Raw genomic sequence first — 18,962 nt, forward strand, 5'->3', positions numbered from 1 at the left:
CACCCCTCGCACCCCACGCACCCCTCGCACCGCACGGGTCCTTCGGACCACCCCCGGCCGCCCCGCCCGGACCGCCACCGACCGCGGTCCGACCGGTCCGTGCCGGCGCTCGTACGACGACGGGCGCGGCCGGGCCCGCAGCCGGCGCCGGTCCGCCCCAGAGAACACTCGGAGGTACGGCCATGAGCGGCCGCAGGGTCTTCCTCGACGGCAAGGCGGTCACGCTCGCCGAGCAGCCCCTCAAGGGGGGCGGGCAGGCAGCCGTGTTCCCGGTGGAGGGCGACGCGGGGATCGTCGTCAAGATCTACCGGGACCCGCCGGGCCCCGACCAGGAGCGGCGGCTGGCCCGCATGCTCACCATGTCCCCGCTGGCCGCCCGCCCCACCGATGCCAACCAGCCGCCCGAGCTGGCCTGGCCGACGGCCATGGCACGCGGCACGAACGGCGAGTTCCTCGGCTACGCGATGCGCCGCTTCGGCGAACCCCGGCACGTGCAGCTCGTCGGCCTGTTCACCCGTGTCCAGCGGCTGAAGCTGTTCCCGGATCGGGCCGACTGGCGGTTCCTGCTCGGCGTCGCCTGGAACCTCGCGTTCATGACGGCCCGTATGCACCACGACAACCTCGTCATCGGCGACTTCTCCAGCAGCAACGTCGTCGTCGACGGCAACGGCTTCGTCACCTTCCTCGACTGCGACTCCATCGCCTTCACCGACCCGGCCACCGGCGAGCTGTTCCCCTGCCTGATGCACACCACCGACTACTCGGCGCCCGAACGGCAGGCCGGCGGCCCCGCCACCCGGCAGAGCGACGACTTCGCCCTCGCCGTCCTCGTCTACCAGCTGCTCACCGCGGGCAACCACCCCTTCGGCGGCGTCCCCCACGAGAGCACCTCCGAGTCGACCGTGAAGGACAACATCGCCGCGAGCATCTCCTACGTCGTCCGCCCCGAGATGGTCATCATCCCGCGCGGCACCGTCGACCCGTCCGTCCTGCCGCCCGAACTCCTCACCCTCGCCAGGGCCGCCTTCGGGCCCGGCGTCCAGACCCCCACCGCCCGGCCCCAGGCCGAGGCGTGGCTGCGCGCCCTCGACAAGGAGCGCGGGCAGGTGCGGTCGTGCACGGTACGGCCCCTGCACACGTACGGTTCCCACCTGCCGACCTGCCCCTGGTGCACCCGGGCCTCCGTGACCGGGCACGACGTGTTCAACGGGCCCCGGCCCGCACAGGTCCCGGGGACGCCGCCCACGCCGGACCAGCCCCCGTCCCCGTACGCCGGCCTGAAGGTGCTGGGTGTGGTGCTCGCGGTGATCATGCTGATCGTGATCCTGGCGAACCTCGGCTGAGCGCTCAGCCCGAGCGGTCCTCCAGATACCGGGTGTGCGACTCCTGCCGCCGCGCCTCCGTGTCCCGCAGCGCCGCAGCGAGCCGCTCCAACTCGTCGTGCAGCAGGGTCAGCTGGCGTTCCAGATGGCGCTCGGGGGGCTCCGTGCCCGGCGTCAGACGGCTCCACCAGCGGGTGCGGACATAGGTGTCGACGGCCTCGGGCACGTCCTGCCGCACCGCCCGGGACAGCGTGTGGACGCCCTCGGGGTCCCGGCCGAGGATCTCGGCGACCCAGCCGGGGTCGAGGAGGGCCGTCAGCAGCTCGGTCAGCTCGGTGAGGCGCCCGGCGGCCGCGGGCGGCAGCTCGATGCCGGCGAGGTAGCCGCCCAGCCGGCCGAAGTCGGCGCGGACCTCGTCGAGCTGGGCGGACGGGTCCGCGAAGTCCGGCACCTGCGGGCGCTCCGGCGGGGCGAGCAGCGCCCCCGCGCCGTACAGACCGACGACCACGACCGGCCAGTACGGGCCCGCGAGCCCCGCGAAGGTCAGTGCGAGCCCCGCCACCCCGAGGGCGCCGCCGGTCAGGTTCTTGCGGGACTCCATGTACGCCATGAACCTACTGGTAGCCACGGATCTCCTCGAAGGCGCCGTCGAGCGAGCCCCGCCGGGCGTCGAAGAGGCGGCCGCCGGTCAGGTCGGCGATGTGCTCCAGTTCGTCCCGGTCGGAGTCGCCGAAGAGGATCGGGAAGACGGGGACGCGCCGCTCGGCGGCGGGCAGCCCCCGGTAGAAGGCGTCGAAGTCGGCCGGGCTCGCGCCCTCGGTGTTCTCGCCGTCCGTCATCAGCACGATCGAGGTGAACGTGTCCCGGTCGGCGGCACCGAGATGCTCGTACGCCGTCCGCAGCGAGGTGTAGACGGCGGTGTCGCCGGAGGCGGAGAGCCGCCGGGTGTCGGCGCGGATGCCGTCGAGGCCCGCCTTCGGGTCCGACGGCCGGACCACATGGGTCCGCACGCTCTTGACCCCCGACCCGAACGGCATCAGCGTGACCTCCTCCCGGTCCCGGAAGTCGCCGGTCAGCTCGGTCAGGGCCGCCTTCAGCCGGTCCAGGCGCCCGCCCTCCATGGAGCCCGAGGTGTCGAGGACGTACACGGTCCTCGACGGGCGGCGCAGCTCGTTCTCGTACGCGTCGAGGAGCCCGTCGGCGACGGAACGGCTGCCGGGGAAGGGGAGTTCGCGGCGCCGGGTGGTGTCCAGGCCGGCGGCCGGACGGACCGAGGGGACGACCGGGCGGCGCAGGGTCTCCTCGGTGATCAGCCGCTGGATGTCCGGGGAGCGCAGGGCGTCGGTGAGGCGGCGCACGTCGTCGCGGACGTCCTCGCTCGTCGACGCGAGGGAGGAGAGCGGGTAGTCGGCCGTGACGACCCCGTCGCGCGGGCGGATCACCGTCAGGTCCTTCCGCGCCTTCAGCACCGACTCGTAGGTGAGCAGCGCGTCGACGTCCCCGCGCCGGTCGTAGGCGGTCGCGAGCCAGCCCGACGAGCCCGACGTCAGCTTCTGCCCCCGGAAGAACTCCTTCAGCCGGGGCGCCGCCCGCGCCACGTCCGCGTCGGTGAGCGCGGACTGCGCGCCGGAGAGCCCGGAGGCCACCGAGACGAGCGTGGCGAAACCGGAGTGGGAGCGGGCCGGGTCCGTCATCCCGTACGTGAGGTCGCCGTCCGCGACGGCCTTCTCCACGTCCGACCAGGTGACGCCGTCCGGCTTCCAGCCCAGCCTGCGGGCGGTCGCGTCCTTCACCCCGATCGCCACCGGGCTGGACATCACCGGCGTCTCGGAGACGACCTGCCGCGCCGCGTCCGGCCGCAGCCGCAGATGGTCGTCGGACGACAGCCACACGGCGTCGTACACGTCCTTCGCCCGGCCCTCGGCGAGCAGGTCCACGGCGTCCAGGGTGCCCATGTAGGTGGGGCGCACCGTGATGCCCGTGTCCTTCTCGACCCGCTCCAGCACCGGCTTCATGTCGGCGAGTTCGCTGGAGGCGAGGACGCGCAGCGTGCCGGGGACGTACTCGGCCGGGTCGGCCGGGGTGTCGGCGGCGGACGTGCATCCGGCCGCCGCCAGGGCCAGCGCGAGGGCCGCGGCCGTCCCGAGGGAGGCACGGGTCCGTCTCATGCGAGCCCACCCCCTTCGAGGGCGCCCTGCGCGCGGCTGCGCTCCAAGTAGGCTCCGGCGTGCCGGAGTTCGGCCGTCAGGGACTCCACCGTCGCGGCCATGGTCTCCGTCGCCTGCGCCTTGTAGGTGTCGATGGTGTCGAGGGTGCGGTAGATCTGCTGGAAGGCCGAGCGGAGGGTCTCCGCGCCGACCGCCGGGTCGGCGGCGATGCGCTGGATCTCGCCGCTCTGGGTGGCGAGCATCTCGGCGTTGCCGCGGACGAGGTCCTCGGTGGTGCCGCGCAACGCGTTGACCTGCTCGACGACCCTGCGCTGCGTGTCGAGGGCGGAGGCCAGCAGCACGGAGATGCGCAGCGCCGAGACCGTGGTCGTGGCGGCCCGGTCGACGCCCTTGATCAGCTCCTCGTTGTTGCGGCGGACGACGTCCATGGCCAGATAGCCCTGGGCGCACACGGCGAGCTGGGTGAGCAGGTCCTGGTGCTTCTGCCGGACGGGGAAGAGGACGTCGGCGCGCAGGGTGTCGGCCTGCTGCGGGTCGGCGGCCGCGATGTGCGCCTCGACGGCCCTGTCCAGGGCCTCGGTCAGGACCACGTACTCCTGGAGCTTGCCCATGGTCTCCCACAGGCGGACCCGCTCCGTCTGCAACGCGGCGCTGTCCCGGCGCAGTTCGTCCTGGCCGCCGCGCAGCGACCCCACGATGCGGTTCAGGGTGCCCTGCGCGGTGGCGTACTTCGCGACGTGGTCCCGCAGCCGGTTGCCGCCCGGCAGCCGGGACAGCAGCTTGCGGCCCCGGCCCGCGGGCAGGTCGCGCGGATCCAGGTCCTCGACCACGCGCCGCAGTTCGACGAGCGAGCCGGCGACCTGCGACTGGGCGTCCCCGCCCTTGCCGGGCAGGCTGCGGACGGTCCGCTCCAGCATGCGGTTGGACTGTGCGGCGGCGGTGCGCATCTCACCCGCGCCGAGCGCCGCGATCTCCGCGACCTTTCCCGTGAACTCCGGGGACCGGGCGTCGAGCGCGGTGAGCGAGCGGACGTATTCCTCGGCCTTCCTGGCCATGTCCGCCCGCACGGACTCCTCGACCGGCACGAGTCCGCCGGCCTTCTCCCTGGGCACGGCCGCGACCGGCTCGGGCGGGGTGAGGGTGAAGCTGTCCTCTGTCGTCATGAGTGGTGTTCCCCCGTCGTTCAGCGGCCCCGCGCCCGGCGCGCCATCTCGTGCAGCACCTCGGAGGTGGGCACGGGCGCCTGCCGGACGGTGAGCCGAGGCGTCAGATACGTGGTGAGGGCGGCCGTCGCCGCCGTGAACTCCTTCGCCGAGCCCTGCGGCCGGAACCCGTACCGGGCCGCCAGCCGACGCAACTCCGGGTCCGTGCTGAGCAGTTCACCGAGTGCGCGGCCCTCGTCGGTGACGGGCACGACGGTGTGGTCGCTGTTGACGGTGGTGTCCGGGTAGAGGACCACCAGGTCGTCGACCTTCTGTCCGCCGGCGAGCAGGGCGGCGACCTGGGACTCGTAGACGAGGACGAGCGGGTTGCCGGCTCCGCTGACGAAGTCGCGGAACGCCGCGTCGCTGCTCGGCTGCTGGGCGCCCTGGACGCTGATCAGGTCGTGCAGGAGGGGTGCGGTCCTCCTGATGTCCGCCTCGCCCGTGACGACCCGTCCGTCGTTGGCGACGTTGGAGGCCGCAGCGAGGTAGAGGGCGCCCGAGCTGGACGTGGTCGGATCGGTGGTGGCGATGTAGAGCAGCCCCGCCAACTCGCCGTACCGGTCGGCGCCCTTGAGCTGCTGCCAGGTGCGGCCGGCCTCGGCCGCCGTGAGGTAGGCGTCCATGTCGAGGACGCCGCGGTCCTTCTCCAGCGTGGCCAGCCCGTTGCGGCTCAGCACCTCGGCGGCGCCCCGGTGGGCGACCACGACGAGGGGCGAGTAGAACGGGCGGGGCAGCGGTTCGCGTACCCGGTACTTCTCGGCCAGCTCGTCGGCCGGTGCCTTGCTGGAGGGGAAGGCGAAGTCGTACCCCTTCAGGTCCAGCCCGTCCATGGCCCAGGAGCCCGACGTCTCCGTCCTCACGGTGTAGCCCTCGGCGGCCAGGGCCTTCACCACCTCCGGGTCGGCGAAGAACTCCGCCTTCTCCGACCCGATCACTCCCCGCACGGTCTTCGTTGCCGTGCTCGTGTCCCCGGTGTCCCGGCCCGCCACGACGGCTGCCACCACGCCGCCGATCAGCAGGACCGCGAGGACGATCCCTGCGATGCGTCTCACACCGGGGAGCGTGCTCGCGGAACCCGACATTCCCGGGCGGTACGGGTGAACGCGGGGTGAAGCCGTCGTCCCGGAACGCAACCGGAACGGGCGCCGCCGCTCCGGTGGGAGGCGGCGGGACCCGGCCTGCGCCGCGTGCGGCGTCGCCCGGCGGCGGGGCGTGGGGCGTCACGTGGAGCCGTGGCGCCCGGTCCGCGCGTCGCTGCGGGTGCACGCGGACCGGGGCCGTCGAGGGGAGCCGGGGCTCGGGGGTGAGCCGCCGGCTCGGCGGTGCGCCGGGCCGGGGGTCAGCGGGAGGCCAGCGCGCGGGTGTCCAGGGGGTCGGCGGAGGCGGGGGCGTCGACGCGCTCGGCGGCGGCGTGGGCGTCCATGCGTTCGGCGGCCAGGATCGCGGCCGCGGTGTCGGCGCGGGAGGCGGCGACGACCAGGGCGCGCCCGGCGAGGGCGTGGGCGCGCCGGTGGAGCCCGGCGGCGCCCCCGTCGGGCCCGCCGGCCGGTACGGAGGAGCGGACGGGCGGACGGCCGCCGCGCAGCCGGGCCACCTGCGCGGACAGCCGCTCGGCGGCCGTGTCGAGGTCGGCGCCGGGGGTGAGGGCGCGCAGCTCGTCGGTCGTCGCGAGCAGGGCGGCCAGATGCCCCGCGAGCTGGATGTCCAGCTCCTCCTCGCGCGAACGGTGGGGGAAGTCGGACGAGGTCGTCGCGGCCATCGTGTGCACCGACTTGGTGCGGATCGGCTCGTACATGGGATGGCCTCCAAGCTCGCTCTCGGAGAACCAGCCTACATTAGATTCCGTCTAAAGTTGAGCGGCGTCCGGACGTCTTCCGGAGGGGGTCTCAGGGCTGGCCGTAGCCGTCCAGGAAGTTCCCGATGCGGGTGATCGCGGATCTCAGGTCTGCCGCGGTCGGCAGGGTCACCACGCGGAAGTGGTCCGGCTCGGGCCAGTTGAAGCCGGTGCCCTGGACGACCATGATCTTCTCCTGGCGGAGCAGGTCGAGGACCATCCGCCGGTCGTCCTTGATCTTGAACACGTCGGGGTCGAGCCGCGGGAACAGGTACAGCGCCCCCTTCGGCTTCACGCACGACACCCCGGGGATCTGCGTCAGCAGCTCGTAGGCGACGTCCCGCTGCTCCTTCAGGCGCCCGCCCGGCAGTACCAGGTCGTTGATCGTCTGGCGTCCGCTGAGTGCGGCGACCACGCCGTGCTGCCCCGGCATGTTGGCGCACAGCCGCATGTTCGCCAGGATCGTCAGGCCCTCGATGTAGGAGTCGGCGTGCGCGCGCGGGCCGGAGATCGACATCCATCCGACGCGGTAGCCCGCGACCCGGTACGCCTTCGACATGCCGTTGAACGTCAGCGTCAGCAGGTCCGGGGCCACCGAGGCGGTCGGGGTGTGCGTGGCGCCGTCGTAGAGGATCTTGTCGTAGATCTCGTCGGAGCAGACGAGGAGGTTGTGGCGGCGCGCGATGTCCGTCAGCCCGCGGATCATCGCCTCGTCGTACACCGCGCCCGTCGGGTTGTTGGGGTTGATGATGACGAGCGCCTTGGTGCGGTCGGTGACCTTGCGCTCGATGTCCGCGAGGTCCGGCATCCAGTCGGACTGCTCGTCGCAGCGGTAGTGCACCGCCGTGCCGCCTGACAGCGAGACCGCCGCCGTCCACAGCGGGTAGTCCGGGGCGGGTACGAGGACCTCGTCGCCGTCGTCCAGCAGGCCCTGCATCGCCATGACGATCAGTTCGGAGACGCCGTTGCCGATGAAGACGTGCTCGACGTCCGTCTCGATGCCGAGGGTCTGGTTGTGCATGACGACCGCCCGGCGCGCCGCCAGCAGGCCCTTCGCGTCGCCGTAGCCGTGGGCGGACGACACGTTGCGGAGGATGTCCTCCAGGATCTCCGGCGGGCACTCGAAGCCGAAGGCGGCGGGGTTGCCGGTGTTCAGCTTGAGGATGCGGTGCCCGGCAGCCTCCAGCCGCATCGCCTCCTCGAGCACCGGGCCCCGGATCTCGTAACAGACGTTGGCGAGCTTGGTCGACTGGATCACCTGCATGTCCGTGAGCTTACGACCCGGTAACGGCTCGTGGGTCGTGTTTTCCACCACGTGGGACCGTCGCTCTGTGACGAAATGCTCCTCCGCTGTCCCTGAGCGTCCCCGCTCCCGGTCGCAACACCCAGTGCCGCGACAGGCAGCGTCTGCCCCGTCGCGATGCCCGGCACGCACTCTCGGCGCACCGGGCACGAGCCCGAGTGCATCCCGTACGGGGACGTGCGCCCGGCATGCCGAGAGCACGCACCGGGCGCCGCTCCTCGACGGGCGGACGCTGCCTGCCGCGGCACTAGAATCCGCCCCCAGGTCCGGCCGCCCCCCACACGGTTCCAGGGCACGAGAGATGAAGACGAGAAAATGCGATGAACGGGGCGAAACGGGTGAACGGGGTGAGCGGTGTGGATCGGGACGGTGAGACCTCCCAGGAACCGCCGAACGTGTACCACCCGCTCGGCGACCCCTCGGCGGCGCCCGCCTACGAGGCCTTCCCCGACCCGGCGGCCGCCCACGGCTGGCAGAACGCCTACGACGACACCGTGCGGCTGGACGAGGTCGTGCTCGACGACCTCCGGGAGGCCCCCGACGGCACCGGCGCCCCGGCAGCCCCCCGCGCGCCGGACGCGACTGCTCCGGTGGCCGGGGCGGCGGCGTACGCGACCGGCATCCACGGTCCCACCGACCCGCACACGCCGGACGGGACGCACCCCCTCGGCGGGGCGGACCCCGCCGGGCACCGCGCCCCGCCGCCCGGCGGCCGACGGGCCGCGCTCGGCCGCCGCCGGGCCGCCCGGAGGCGCGGCGGGCTGATCGCGGGCGGTGTCGCCGCGGTCGTGGTGGTGGGCGCCGTGGTGGCGGGACTCTCCGGGGCCGGCTCCTCCGGCGAGGAGGGGCCGAGCGGTCCGGCGGCCAAGGAGTCCTTCCCGGCGGCCGGCCGGTCCGGCGGCGGGGGAGCGGCCACGCCGTCGGCCGACGCGTCCTCCGCCGCGACGGAGGCGGCGTCGCCCTCCGCGTCCCCGAGCGGGACCTCCGCGCGACCGTCCCCGTCCCGCACCGGCTCCGCGTCCACCGCCCCCACCCCGACGGCCACGCGCTCCGCCACCGCGTCCACCCGGCCCGCCCCGACGACCGAGCCGGGCCGCGGCAACTCCGGGGGCAACCAGGGCCGGGGACAGGGCGCGACGAAGGGGCCCAGATAGGACGACGAAGGGGCCCTGCCGGGTGCCGCGGCGGGTGGGCGGTGCCGCGGGTGCGGGCGGGAGGGGCGGTCCGGGGCCGGGCTGGGGCGGGGTGATTCGGCGCCGGGGGCGGGTCGAGGTCCCGCGTGAGCCGTGGGGCGGGGGGTGGCGGCGAGTCGGCAGCGGCTGCAACGCGCCTGCTGCCCGTGCCGCGCGCGTCGTGCGTGCCGCGCGGGACCGAAGCGCCCTGCGCGCCGGACCCGTTGGACGTCTGTGTCGGCATCGTCGAGGTGTCGGTCCCGCCCCGGTGCGGAGGACCAGCCCGGTGGGCGGGTGAACGGTCGGGTGCGCGTCGGACGTCGCGGGCGGCCGGCCGGTGCCCGGCTGAACGGCGGGCGGACGGGCCCGCCGACGAGTCGTGGCCGTGGGCCGGACGTCCGGGCGCCGAGCGGGCGGCCCTCCCTGTGGCGCGGAGGGCGGTGGCGGTCCCTGCCGTACGGCCCCGTCGGTGTGCGTCACCTCCGTGGTGGGCCACGACGGCGGGGCCCCGCGCGCCCCGCGCGCCGAGCCGGGCGAGCCGGCCGAGCCGGCTCGCCGACCGCCGGGCCCGCCGACCGCCGGGCTCGCCGACCGCCGGGCTCGCCGACCGCCGGGCTCGCCGACCGCCGGGCTCGCCGACCGCCGGGCCCGCCGACCGCCGGGCTCGCCGACCGCCGGGCTCGCCGACCGCCGGGCTCGCCGACCGCCGGGCTCGCCGACCGCCGGGCTCGCCGACCGCCGGGCCCGCCGACCGCCGGGCCCGCGGCGGCGACCCGCGACCGCCCCCACATCGCCGCATCCCCGCCCGAACCTCCGCCTGCCTCCCACCCCTCCGCTGGCCGAACCCCATCCGGCCGGAACCAACTCCTTGCCCGGTCATCACACCGCCCTCACAATGCGCATGACAAACTGCGTGGCCGGAAGATCTCCTGTCACCCACGTAGCAAGAGAGGGACCCCCACATGAGAAAGCCTCTCGTTGCCGCGCTCTTCGCCCTGGTGATCACCGGGGCGGGCGCGGCACCGGCGGTCGCGGCACCCCAGGCCGCACCGCAGTCCGCGACGGGGACCGCGAAGACGGCGGTCGGCAGCGTCGCGGACGCGGCGAACAGGGCCGTGGCCGACGCCGCGTCCCGGGTGGCTCCGGCGGACTCCGCCGTCCAGGCCGTGAACTTCGCGGGCACCGTCTCGCTCAGCAACTGCTCCGGCTCGGTCGTGCGGGTGCCGAACGCCGAGGACGACGATCCGGCCCTGGTGATGACCAACGGCCACTGCCTGGAGACCGGCTTCCCGGACCCCGGTGAGGTCCTCGTCGACCGGGCCTCCACCCGCTCCTTCGGCCTCCTCAACTCGGCGGGCACCCGCGTCGCCACCCTGCGCGCCAACCGGATCGTGTACGGCACGATGACCGACACGGACATGGCGCTGTACCGGCTGACCACCACGTACGGGCAGATCAAGAGCGCGTACGGGATCAACGCGCTGACCTTCGACACGGCCCGCCCGGCCGTGGGCACCGACATCACGGTCGTCTCCGGCTACTGGAAGCGGACGTACGCCTGCGACGTCGACGGCTACGCGTACCGCCTCAAGGAAGGCGTGTGGACCTGGAAGGACTCGGTCCGCTACACCTCCGCCTGCCAGACCATCGGCGGCACCTCCGGTTCGCCGGTGCTCGACAACGCCACCGGCAAGGTCGTCGCCGTCAACAACACGGGCAACGAGGACGGCGGGCGCTGCACGGACAACAACCCGTGCGAGGTCGACGCGAACGGGACCGTGACCGTCCGCGCGGGCATCAACTACGGGCAGCAGACCTGGCACGTCCCCGCCTGCTTCGGCGCCGACAGCACGCTCGACCTGACCCGCAGCGGCTGCATACTCCCCAGGCCGTAGTCCCCGGGTCCGCGCGGCCCCGGGCTCCGGTCCCGGGGCCGTGGGCGCACGGCGCCGCGCCCTCTCAGGGGGCCCGGCGGACCGCCCGCCCCGCCAGGACGTCCGTCCGCCGGCCGTCCTCGATCGCGAACCGGCCGTCGACGAGGACGTACGGGACACCCGTGGGCGGGGTGCGCGGCGCCTCGTACGTCGACCCGGCGGCGACCGTCGCCGGGTCGAAGAGGACCAGGTCGGCGCGGTACCCCTCGCGGACCAGCCCCCGGTCGGGCAGCCGCAGCCGGGCGGCGGGGCGCGAGGTGAGGTGGGCGACGCACTCCTCCAGGGACAGCACCCCCGACTCCCGTACGTACCGGCCCAGGTAGTGCGGGAACGTGCCGTACGCGCGCGGGTGCGGCTTGGCGCCGCGCAGGATGCCGTCCGAGCCGCCGGTGTGCGCCCGGTGCCGCATGATCGCCCGTACGTTCTCCTCGTGGCCGACGTGCTGGAGGATCGTCGGCCCCAGCCGGTCCTCGACGAGCAGCCGCCGTGCGGTCACCCAGGGCTCCTCGCCGCGCGCGTCGGCGGACTCCCGGACCGTGCGGCCCACGTACGCCGACAGCGCCGGGTCGGCGACCCCCGAGATCTCGACGGTCTCCCACGCGACGGGCACCCCGTGGCAGCCGTCGGAGCCGACGACCTCCAGCTCGTGCCGGACGCGTGCGGCGGTCTCGTCGTCCTCCAGCCTCGCCAGGACCGCCTCCGGACCGCCCTCGGCCGCCCAACCGGGCAGCAGCGCCACGAGGGTCGTGCAGCCGGCGGTGTACGGGTAGGTGTCGAAGGTGATGTCGGCGCCGGCCGCGAGCGCGTCGTCGAGCAGCGCGAGCAGCTCGGGCGCGCGACCCTCGTTCCCGCCGAAGTTCAGGGTGGCGTGGGCGAGATGGAGGGGGCAGCCGGCCGCACGCGCGAGGGCGATCACCTCCTCGTACGCCTCGAGCGCGCCCGCCCCGTACGAGCGGTGGTGCGGGCAGTAGTAGCCGCCGTGCTCGGCGACCACCCGGCACAGGGCGGCGAGTTCGGCGTCCTGGGCGTACATGCCCGGCGCGTACGTCAGCCCCGACGACATGCCGACGGCGCCCTCGCGGAGCCCGTCCGCGACCAACTGCCGCATGCGGTCCAGCTCCTGAGGGGTCGGCCTCCGGTCCTCCCATCCCATGGCGAGCATCCGGACGGTGCCCTGCGGAACGAGGTACGCGGCGTTCACGGCGACGCCCTCGCCGTCGAAGCCGTGGTCGAGGCGGTCCAGGTACCCGCCGACCGAACGCCAGCCGAAGTCGACGTCCTCGCCGTAGCCGTTCCAGCCGGTGATCGCCCGCCGCACCTCTTCCAGGGTCCGGTCGTCGACGGGCGCGTACGACAGCCCGTCCTGCCCGAGGACCTCCAGGGTCACGCCCTGCGCCAGCTTCGCCGTGTGCTCGGGGTCCCGCAGCAGGGCGAGGTCGCTGTGGGCGTGCATGTCGACGAAGCCGGGCGCGAGGACCAGCCCTTCGACGTCCAGCTCCCGCCGGGCGGACGGCCGCTGGCAGCCCGCCGCCGCGGCCTCCTGGACGATCGCGGTGATCCTGCCGTCCGACACGACCACGTCGGCCCGGTAGGAGGGGCCGCCGGACCCGTCGACGACCTCGGCGTCCCGCAGGACGACGTCGTCCATGTCTGCCACCTTTCGAGAACGGGCGAACGGGGAAGCAGGGAGCGGGGAGCAGGGAGAGGGGAAATCGGGCCGGCTGTCAGAAGTAGGTGCGGACGTACTCCACGACCGTCCCGTCCGCCTCCACCACCGGGATCAGCTTCCACTTGTCGAACGACGTGCACGGATGAGACAGGCCCAGCCCCACCCAGTCCCCGACCGACACCTCCGCACCGGTCTCCGTGCGCAGCCAGGCGTGCTGGTCCGACAGGCCCGTCACGGTGATGCCGTCGCCCGCGTCCCGCACCTCGCCCGACCCGGCGTCCCGCACCACCTCCACGGTCGGCAGACCGAGGTCGTACGCGGCGTCCCGCTTGCCGGCGTTCGCGAACGCCTGCTCGGGGGAGGGGCGGGAGACGACCTGCGCCCAGAGCCGGAACGCGGGCTCCAGGGCACCCTCCTCGGGTACCCGGTTGAACGGGGTCAGACGCCGGTAGTGCCCGGCGTCGTGCGAGACGTACGCCCCGGAGCGCAGCAGCTTCAGCACGGGCGCCGACAGCGCGGGGATCTCCGAGAACACCTCCGCCACCGCGTCGAACCAGGCGCTGCCGCCCGCGCTGACGACGATCTCCTCCAGCCCCGCGAACCGTCCGGCCTCGTCGAAGGCGACGGCCAGGGCGACGAGCCGCCGCAGCCAGGCACCCACCCGCTCCGGATCCGCGGCGGGCACCTCGCCCTCGTACCCGGCCACGCCCACCAGCCGCAGCGTCTCCACCCCGGCCACCGCGTCCGCGACCGCCGCGCACTCCGCCTCCGTACGGATCCCGGTCCGTGCCCCGTCGCCCGCGGCGAGTTCCACCACCACGTCCAGCGGGCGCGCCGAGCCCCGCAGCGCCGCGTCCATCAGCTCCACACCGCGCACGGAGTCCACGTAACAGACGAGCCGGAACGACGGATCGGCGGCCAGCTCGGCGGCGATCCAGCGCAACGCCGCCGGGTCCACCACCTCGTTGGCGAGGAACACCCGCTCGATCCCGAACTCCCGCGCCACCCGCACCTGGTGCGGCACGGCCAGGGTGATGCCCCACGCCCCCCGCTCGATCTGCCGCCAGAACAGCCGCGGCGCCATCGACGTCTTCCCGTGCGGCGCGAAGGCCAGCCCGTGCCGCTCGGAGTACGCCTCCATCAGGGCCAGGTTGTGCTCCAGCCGCTCGGCGGACAGGGCGAGCACGGGCGTGAGGAACCCGCCGGTGAACAGGTTCCGGCGCTGATCGGCCAGCTCCCGCACCGTCAGCCCGTCGGCGTCCGGCGGGAGGCCCTTGAAGCGGTGGTCGACGCGTTCGGCGGCGAGACGAGCGAGCGCTTCGACACCCATGAGAGCCTCCCTGACAAACTCAGCTGCATGACCTGCAACATCCATTGCACATAACACTCGCCGCTGTCCAACATCCCGGCGAGCACCTGTCGACGACGCCGGCGGACAGGACGCGGAGCCCCGACCACCGTGACCGCCGACGGACTCCGCAAGCCCGCACCCGATCTCGTCGACATCGTCGCGCTCGGCGAGTCCATGGTCACCTGCCTGCCTGCCTGCCTGCCTGCCTGCGTGCCCGCCCCGGCCGCCTCGCCGACGTGCCCTCCCGCGAACGCGCCATCGGCGGAGCCGAGTCCAACGTCCTCCGCGCCCTCGCCGCCACCGGCCTGTCCCCCCGAGGCCCGTCTCCGCCTCCTCCTGGCCGCCGCGGCCCTCACCGTCCCCGGCGACCTCGGCCCCCCGTCGGCCCGCCACCACGCCGACCGCCCGGCAGCTGCGGACGACGACATGCGGGGGGACACTCCGACTGGCCCCCGGCTGGACCCAGGCACCGGGCGGGACCGACGAGGAGGTACGCACCCCATGAGCCAGACCGTCGACCGCGCGCTCAGCATCCTGCCGCTGCTCGCCGAGGGCCCCGCCGACCTCGGCCGGGTCGCCGACCGCCTCGGCGTCCACAAGTCCACGGCCCTGCGCCTCCTGCGCACCCTCCACGAACACGGCCTCGTCTAAGGCCAGTCCGACCAGCGCTACCGCCTCGGCGCCCGCCTCTTCGTCCTCGCCCAGGAGGCCGTGGAGAACCTCGACATCCGCGAGATCGCCCACCCCCACCTCGTACGGCTCGACGAACAGTGCGGCCGCACCGTCCACCTCGCCGTGTACGAGGAGAACGAGGTCCTCCACCTCGACAAGATGGAGAGCCGCTCCCCGGTCCGCATGTACTCCCGCATCGGCAAACCGGTCGCCCTCACCGTCGCCGCCGTCGCCAAGGCGCGCCTCGCCGACCTCCCCGAGGGCGAGCGCCGCGCCCTCGCGGAGAAGCCCGACCACCCCCGGTACACGTCCCGTTCGACCCCCGACGCCGCGGCGTTCCTGAGGGAGCTGGCGCAGGTCCGCGAACAGGGCCGGCCACCGACCTCGGCGGCCACGAGGAGTCCGTCAACTGCGTCGCCGCCCCCGTCCGGGGCGCCGACGGCCGGGTGGTCGCCGCGATGTCGGTCTCCGCCCCCAACGTCGTCGCCACCGCCGACGAACTCCTCGCCCTGCTCCCGCTGGTACGCCGCACGGCGGACGCGATCAGCGGGGAGTACTCCGGCAGGACACCGACGACGAGCCCCGTCTGAACGACGACGGCGACGACTGCAACGACAACGACTGCAACGACAACGACTGCAACGACAACGACGGACGCACCACGGTCTACGTGGCCTCCCGCAGGGCCTCCTGGTCGAAATCGACGCGCCGGCCGTACTGGACGTCGGCGGAGAACCGTCCCTTCCGCCCCTGACGGGCCGCAGATGCGGACATATGCCGGGCCGACTGTTCCCGGCACAGGATCGTCGACCATACTGCCCGCTGTGGAGCAGCGCATTGGTTCGAACAGCCAGCCCCTGGCCGCCGCCGCGGTCGACCCGTCGCACATCCCCGGAATCACGGCACCCGTGTCCGTGACGAAGGAGAAGCAGGAGGAGCCGGAGGACATCAAGCCGACGGAATCCGCCGAGCAGGCGGAGACCGTGGAAGCGGACGAGGCTGTCCCGGCCGATGGGCCCGCCCCGCTGAAGAAGGCCGCCGCCGGGCCGGACGCGCGCCCCGACGCCGAGACCGATGCGAACGCCGACGACACGGCCGACGACGAGGCCGACGGTGCGGCCGTCGAGGGCCCCGTCTTCGAGGCCGCCGACCGCCGCGCGAAGATCGTCGCCGACCACAGGGGCGTACGGCTGCGGCTGGACGACCAGGAGTGCGAGTTCCGCTGGGACGAGATCGGAGCGATCGAGACGGAGTCCCCCCGCTTCGGGAAGCGGTTCACCGTCACGGTCCACACGCCGGACCGCCGCTGGTACCCCATCGAGATCGAGGCGAAGGCCAGGTCCGAGCACGCCGCGTGGGAGACCCGGATCGACGAGGTCCTGGACGCGTACTTCGAGGACGGCGACGACAAGGAGACGGACCCGGCCGAGCCCGCGCAGGCGGACGACCCGGTCGAGCGCGAGGACTCCGCGAAGCCGGACTCCGGCTCCGGCTCCGAATCCGACTCCGACGAGAGCGCCGGCAAGTAGAGCCGGCCAAGGGAGGCGTGGGGAACCGCGCTGCCCGGCCACAGCGGGCCGCGCGGTTCCCCGTCCTCCTTGCCGGATGCTCCTGCTCACCGGCACAGCACTAGCAGTACTGCGCCTCCTTGCCGATGGACCGGTACATGCAGTCCGAGTTCTCCAGCAGTTGCAGCACGGCGTCCCGGTTTCGGGCCGTCTCCCGGGCGATCACCTCGTCGGGCGGGTAGAAGCCGCCCCCGCCGGCGGACGACGGGTACATCTCGAAGGTGTAGCCGAAGATCTTCTGGTTGCCCCACAGCCAGTCGTCGATCGACCCGTCGGTGATGTACAGGTCACTGGACTGCTCGGGCGTGTACCCGTTGCTCGCGGCCATCTTCCCGCCGACCGTCGCGAAGGCGTTGCGGTCGTCGGCGGTCATCCCGGTCGTCGTGTCCGCGGTCGTGTACCCGAAGGGCCACAGCACCAGCTCGCTGTACGTGTGGAAGTCGATGGCGGTCCTGATCTGCTGCGTGCCGCCGACGACACGGCTGCGGACGAAGTCGGCGACCACCTTCACCTCGGGGGCGGACTCGGCGGACGGACCGCGGTACGTCTCCGAGGACGTCGACCCGGACGAGCCGCCGCAGCAGCCCCAGCGATAGTTCCAGTTGCGGTTGAGGTCGGTGCCGACGGCAGACGAACCGCTGTTGGGCTGGCGGTTCTTGCGCCACGAGCGGTACGAGCCGGTGGCCACGTCGTACTCGCCGCCGTCCGGGTTGAGGTCCGGGACGATCCAGATCTCGCGGTTGTTCACCATGTTGGTGACCCGGGAGTCGCTGCCGTAGTCGGAGGTCAGCTCGTTCAGGAGGTAGAGCGCCATCTCGACGGTGAGGTGCTCGCGGGCGTGCTGGTGGTGGGTGAACAGCACCTCGGGCTCGGCCTCGTCCGTGCCGACGTTGTCGCTGATCTTGATGGCGACGATGTTCCGGCCCTGGTACGAGGTGCCGATGACCCGCTGGCTGGCGATGGAACTGTTCGCCGCGACCACGGAGTTGATCTCGTTCGTCATCTCCGCGTAGTTGTGGTAGCGGGAGTCGGCGGAGGGGAAGTCGAAGAGGCGTACGTCGTCCTCGCCGTTCGACCGGTCCGGCACGGCGCCGAGCGGGGTGACCTCGTAGCCCTGGGCCTTGAGCTTCTTGATCTGGTCCGCGCGGCCGGAGACGAAGACCGAGTGGTCGTCGGCGTCGTCCACCGAGACACCGGCCTTCTGGAGTGCCGTGCGGGACGCGATGTCCGAGTGCGTGTGGACCTCGTACTGGCGGATGTCGTCCGCCGAGGCCTTCGGACGTTCGGCACTGGTCGCCGTCGCGTCCGTGGTGGTCGCCGCGACCGGCGCCGCCAGCGCCATCGCCAGCAGGCCGACCAGGGCTGCGGTACGGCGGCCCGACCTCCTGCCCGTGCCGCCGGGCACCGCTGATCTGCCGCGCATGCGGAGTCGCATGAGTCTCCTACTTTCTCCAGGATTTCCGGGGTCTCCGGAGTGGGGAGTGGAGCGGGGGGTGGATCCTTGCGACGTGCCTCCGGCCCGCCGATGACCGCGGGGCGATCGTCGGGCCCTGGTGCGGGTGTGGCGCTCATGGTGCGGCTCTGGCATGACCAGGTCAAGAGTGGCCGGTGGGTGCGCGAGGGCCGTCTGGCCGGAACGGGGCCGCCCGGAACGGGGTTGGCGCGCGAACGGGCGGGTGTAGGACGTGTTTCGAAAGGAGCGTCGTCTTCCCGAAGGGCGGACGGGACTGTCGAAACACGCCCTGGGGTGCCGGGCTCGCACGCCGGTGCCGCGGAGCAGCTCGTTCGGGTGCGATGTCGTCCCGCAGGCCGTGCCCGACACCCCGGTGCGGCTCACCATCCGTGAGGCCGAGGTCGCCCTGCTCGTCACCGGGGAACTCGGCGACCAGCGGGGCGTGGCCGCGGAACGGTCCTGCACGTGATCCACGTATCGGTTCGTACAGGGCGATACGTCATGCGAGGTGCCAAAGATGGATGCATTGGGTCATGAAACAGGTATGTGCGCGGAGGGAAACGGGTAATCCTCCCGGTGCCGCCGCACCCCTGGTGAGGTGACCCTGAAGGCATGCTGCAACTCTCCGGGGGTCTCCTTCCGGATTCCGCCCCCCACTTCGCCTCGTACTTCCAACCCTCCCTGGGCGCGGGTCATCTGTGCGTCGAGTACGACCCCCGTCCGGCCGCCGCCGCCCAGGCCCGCGCGGCGGTCCGCAGGCAGTTGGAGGGATGGGGACTGCTCGACCAGGCCGACACCGCGGAGCTGCTGGTGAGCGAACTCGTCACCAACGCCCTGGTGCACGCGGAAAGCCGTCTGAAACTGACGCTCACCGCGGCGCACGGCGTCCTGCGGTGCGAGGTGTCGGACACCGACCGGCGCCCGCCGCGGGTGCGACGGGTCACGGAGACATCGGAGAGCGGCAGAGGGATGTTCCTGGTGCAGGCGCTCGCCGGGCGCTGGGGCTGCCACCGGGACGGGCCGGGCAAGACCGTGTGGTTCGAGCTCGGCACGTGCGGGTCCGCCGACTGTGGTCGGCGACAGCCGGCCTAGTGCCGCGGCAGGTGACGTTTGCGCGACGGGGCAGACGTCGCCCGTCGCGGCACCAGCCCGCGGAGTTCCGGGCGGCGGCCTCGTCAGCCCGGGCCCGGAGCCACAGCCGGGCCCCAGCGGCCTGCCCGGCCGCCGGGGCCCGTTCCACGTCACGACCCTCTCCCACCGCCACCGCCACCGCCTCCGTCACCGCCTCCGTCACCGCCTCCGCGACCCCGG

14 protein-coding genes and 1 pseudogene are annotated in these 18,962 nt (G+C 73.4%); 6 read left to right on the plus strand and 9 right to left on the minus strand.

Annotated elements, in window-relative coordinates; all coding sequences use genetic code 11:
- Window positions 1-182: 182 nt before the first annotated feature.
- Window positions 183-1,343, plus strand: coding sequence for a hypothetical protein (locus GSY65_RS23900; protein ID WP_159772295.1), 1,161 nt, complete (start codon window positions 183-185; stop codon window positions 1,341-1,343).
- 4 nt (window positions 1,344-1,347) lie between these two features.
- Here GSY65_RS23900 and GSY65_RS23905 read toward each other — a convergent pair whose 3' ends face one another.
- The 6 genes from GSY65_RS23905 to GSY65_RS23930 form a co-directional block, all read right to left on the minus strand.
- A complete protein-coding gene (locus GSY65_RS23905; protein ID WP_159776329.1) occupies window positions 1,348-1,932 on the minus strand; it encodes a hypothetical protein in 585 nt (194 codons plus the stop codon).
- Between the two features lie 4 nt (window positions 1,933-1,936).
- Window positions 1,937-3,490, minus strand: a complete 1,554-nt coding sequence (locus GSY65_RS23910; protein ID WP_159772298.1) for a substrate-binding and vWA domain-containing protein — start codon at window positions 3,488-3,490, stop codon at window positions 1,937-1,939.
- Window positions 3,487-4,653 carry a toxic anion resistance protein gene (locus GSY65_RS23915; RefSeq protein ID WP_159772301.1) on the minus strand — a complete coding sequence of 389 codons (1,167 nt, stop codon included), beginning with the start codon at window positions 4,651-4,653 and terminating at the stop codon, window positions 3,487-3,489. The genes GSY65_RS23910 and GSY65_RS23915 overlap by 4 nt, the downstream gene beginning before the upstream one ends.
- 20 nt (window positions 4,654-4,673) lie before the next feature.
- Window positions 4,674-5,747: a substrate-binding domain-containing protein gene (locus GSY65_RS23920; RefSeq protein WP_159772304.1), complete on the minus strand. Its 1,074-nt coding sequence runs from the start codon at window positions 5,745-5,747 to the stop codon at window positions 4,674-4,676.
- Window positions 5,748-6,034: 287 nt separating this feature from the next.
- The gene (locus tag GSY65_RS23925) at window positions 6,035-6,490 is read right to left on the minus strand and encodes an SCO4983 family protein (protein WP_159772306.1); all 456 of its coding nucleotides are present in this window, start codon (window positions 6,488-6,490) and stop codon (window positions 6,035-6,037) included.
- A gap of 91 nt (window positions 6,491-6,581) precedes the next feature.
- Window positions 6,582-7,793, minus strand: a complete 1,212-nt coding sequence (locus GSY65_RS23930; RefSeq protein ID WP_159772309.1) for a pyridoxal phosphate-dependent aminotransferase — start codon at window positions 7,791-7,793, stop codon at window positions 6,582-6,584.
- A 386-nt stretch (window positions 7,794-8,179) separates the two neighbouring features.
- Between GSY65_RS23930 and GSY65_RS23935 the strand changes: the two genes are divergently transcribed.
- Both GSY65_RS23935 and GSY65_RS23940 read left to right on the plus strand, forming a co-directional pair.
- Window positions 8,180-8,986, plus strand: a complete 807-nt coding sequence (locus tag GSY65_RS23935; RefSeq protein WP_201452644.1) for a hypothetical protein — start codon at window positions 8,180-8,182, stop codon at window positions 8,984-8,986.
- A gap of 980 nt (window positions 8,987-9,966) precedes the next feature.
- Window positions 9,967-10,899 carry a trypsin-like serine peptidase gene (locus GSY65_RS23940; protein WP_159772312.1) on the plus strand — a complete coding sequence of 311 codons (933 nt, stop codon included), beginning with the start codon at window positions 9,967-9,969 and terminating at the stop codon, window positions 10,897-10,899.
- A 64-nt stretch (window positions 10,900-10,963) separates the two neighbouring features.
- Here the strand turns inward: GSY65_RS23940 and GSY65_RS23945 are convergent, their stop codons facing one another.
- Window positions 10,964-12,586, minus strand: a complete 1,623-nt coding sequence (locus GSY65_RS23945; protein WP_159772315.1) for an N-acyl-D-amino-acid deacylase family protein — start codon at window positions 12,584-12,586, stop codon at window positions 10,964-10,966.
- A gap of 76 nt (window positions 12,587-12,662) precedes the next feature.
- Complete coding sequence (locus GSY65_RS23950) at window positions 12,663-13,937, minus strand: alanine racemase (RefSeq protein WP_159772318.1); 1,275 nt, start codon at window positions 13,935-13,937, stop codon at window positions 12,663-12,665.
- Window positions 13,938-14,459: 522 nt separating this feature from the next.
- On the opposite strand from GSY65_RS23950, the pseudogene GSY65_RS23955 reads away from it, so the two are divergent.
- Together GSY65_RS23955 and GSY65_RS23960 are read left to right on the plus strand one after the other, a co-directional pair.
- Window positions 14,460-15,220, plus strand: a pseudogene (locus tag GSY65_RS23955) (IclR family transcriptional regulator).
- Window positions 15,221-15,454: 234 nt separating this feature from the next.
- On the plus strand, window positions 15,455-16,159 hold the full coding sequence (locus GSY65_RS23960; RefSeq protein ID WP_159772321.1) for a hypothetical protein: 705 nt from the start codon (window positions 15,455-15,457) through the stop codon (window positions 16,157-16,159).
- 100 nt (window positions 16,160-16,259) lie between these two features.
- Here the strand turns inward: GSY65_RS23960 and GSY65_RS23965 are convergent, their stop codons facing one another.
- Complete coding sequence (locus GSY65_RS23965) at window positions 16,260-17,633, minus strand: M14 family metallopeptidase (protein ID WP_159772324.1); 1,374 nt, start codon at window positions 17,631-17,633, stop codon at window positions 16,260-16,262.
- Window positions 17,634-18,263: 630 nt separating this feature from the next.
- Here GSY65_RS23965 and GSY65_RS23970 point away from each other — a divergent pair.
- Entirely contained in the window at window positions 18,264-18,743 is a 480-nt protein-coding gene (locus GSY65_RS23970) for an ATP-binding protein (RefSeq protein ID WP_159772327.1), read from the plus strand.
- Window positions 18,744-18,962: the final 219 nt, after the last annotated feature.

Origin of the sequence: Streptomyces sp. HM190, assembly GCF_009857135.1 — a bacterium.
GTDB lineage: Bacteria > Actinomycetota > Actinomycetes > Streptomycetales > Streptomycetaceae > Streptomyces > Streptomyces heilongjiangensis.

What these genes read in the sequence shown, in the direction of transcription:
- GSY65_RS23925 (WP_159772306.1), bottom strand. Translation starts at nt 6,490, where the DNA reads ATGTACGAGCCGATCCGCACCAAGTCGGTGCACACGATGGCCGCGACG.
- GSY65_RS23945 (WP_159772315.1), bottom strand. Translation starts at nt 12,586, where the DNA reads ATGGACGACGTCGTCCTGCGGGACGCCGAGGTCGTCGACGGGTCCGGC.
- GSY65_RS23900 (WP_159772295.1), top strand. Translation starts at nt 183, where the DNA reads ATGAGCGGCCGCAGGGTCTTCCTCGACGGCAAGGCGGTCACGCTCGCC.
- GSY65_RS23915 (WP_159772301.1), bottom strand. Translation starts at nt 4,653, where the DNA reads ATGACGACAGAGGACAGCTTCACCCTCACCCCGCCCGAGCCGGTCGCG.
- GSY65_RS23940 (WP_159772312.1), top strand. Translation starts at nt 9,967, where the DNA reads ATGAGAAAGCCTCTCGTTGCCGCGCTCTTCGCCCTGGTGATCACCGGG.
- GSY65_RS23965 (WP_159772324.1), bottom strand. Translation starts at nt 17,633, where the DNA reads ATGCGACTCCGCATGCGCGGCAGATCAGCGGTGCCCGGCGGCACGGGC.
- GSY65_RS23905 (WP_159776329.1), bottom strand. Translation starts at nt 1,932, where the DNA reads ATGGCGTACATGGAGTCCCGCAAGAACCTGACCGGCGGCGCCCTCGGG.
- GSY65_RS23950 (WP_159772318.1), bottom strand. Translation starts at nt 13,937, where the DNA reads ATGGGTGTCGAAGCGCTCGCTCGTCTCGCCGCCGAACGCGTCGACCAC.
- GSY65_RS23970 (WP_159772327.1), top strand. Translation starts at nt 18,264, where the DNA reads ATGCTGCAACTCTCCGGGGGTCTCCTTCCGGATTCCGCCCCCCACTTC.
- GSY65_RS23930 (WP_159772309.1), bottom strand. Translation starts at nt 7,793, where the DNA reads ATGCAGGTGATCCAGTCGACCAAGCTCGCCAACGTCTGTTACGAGATC.
- GSY65_RS23910 (WP_159772298.1), bottom strand. Translation starts at nt 3,490, where the DNA reads ATGAGACGGACCCGTGCCTCCCTCGGGACGGCCGCGGCCCTCGCGCTG.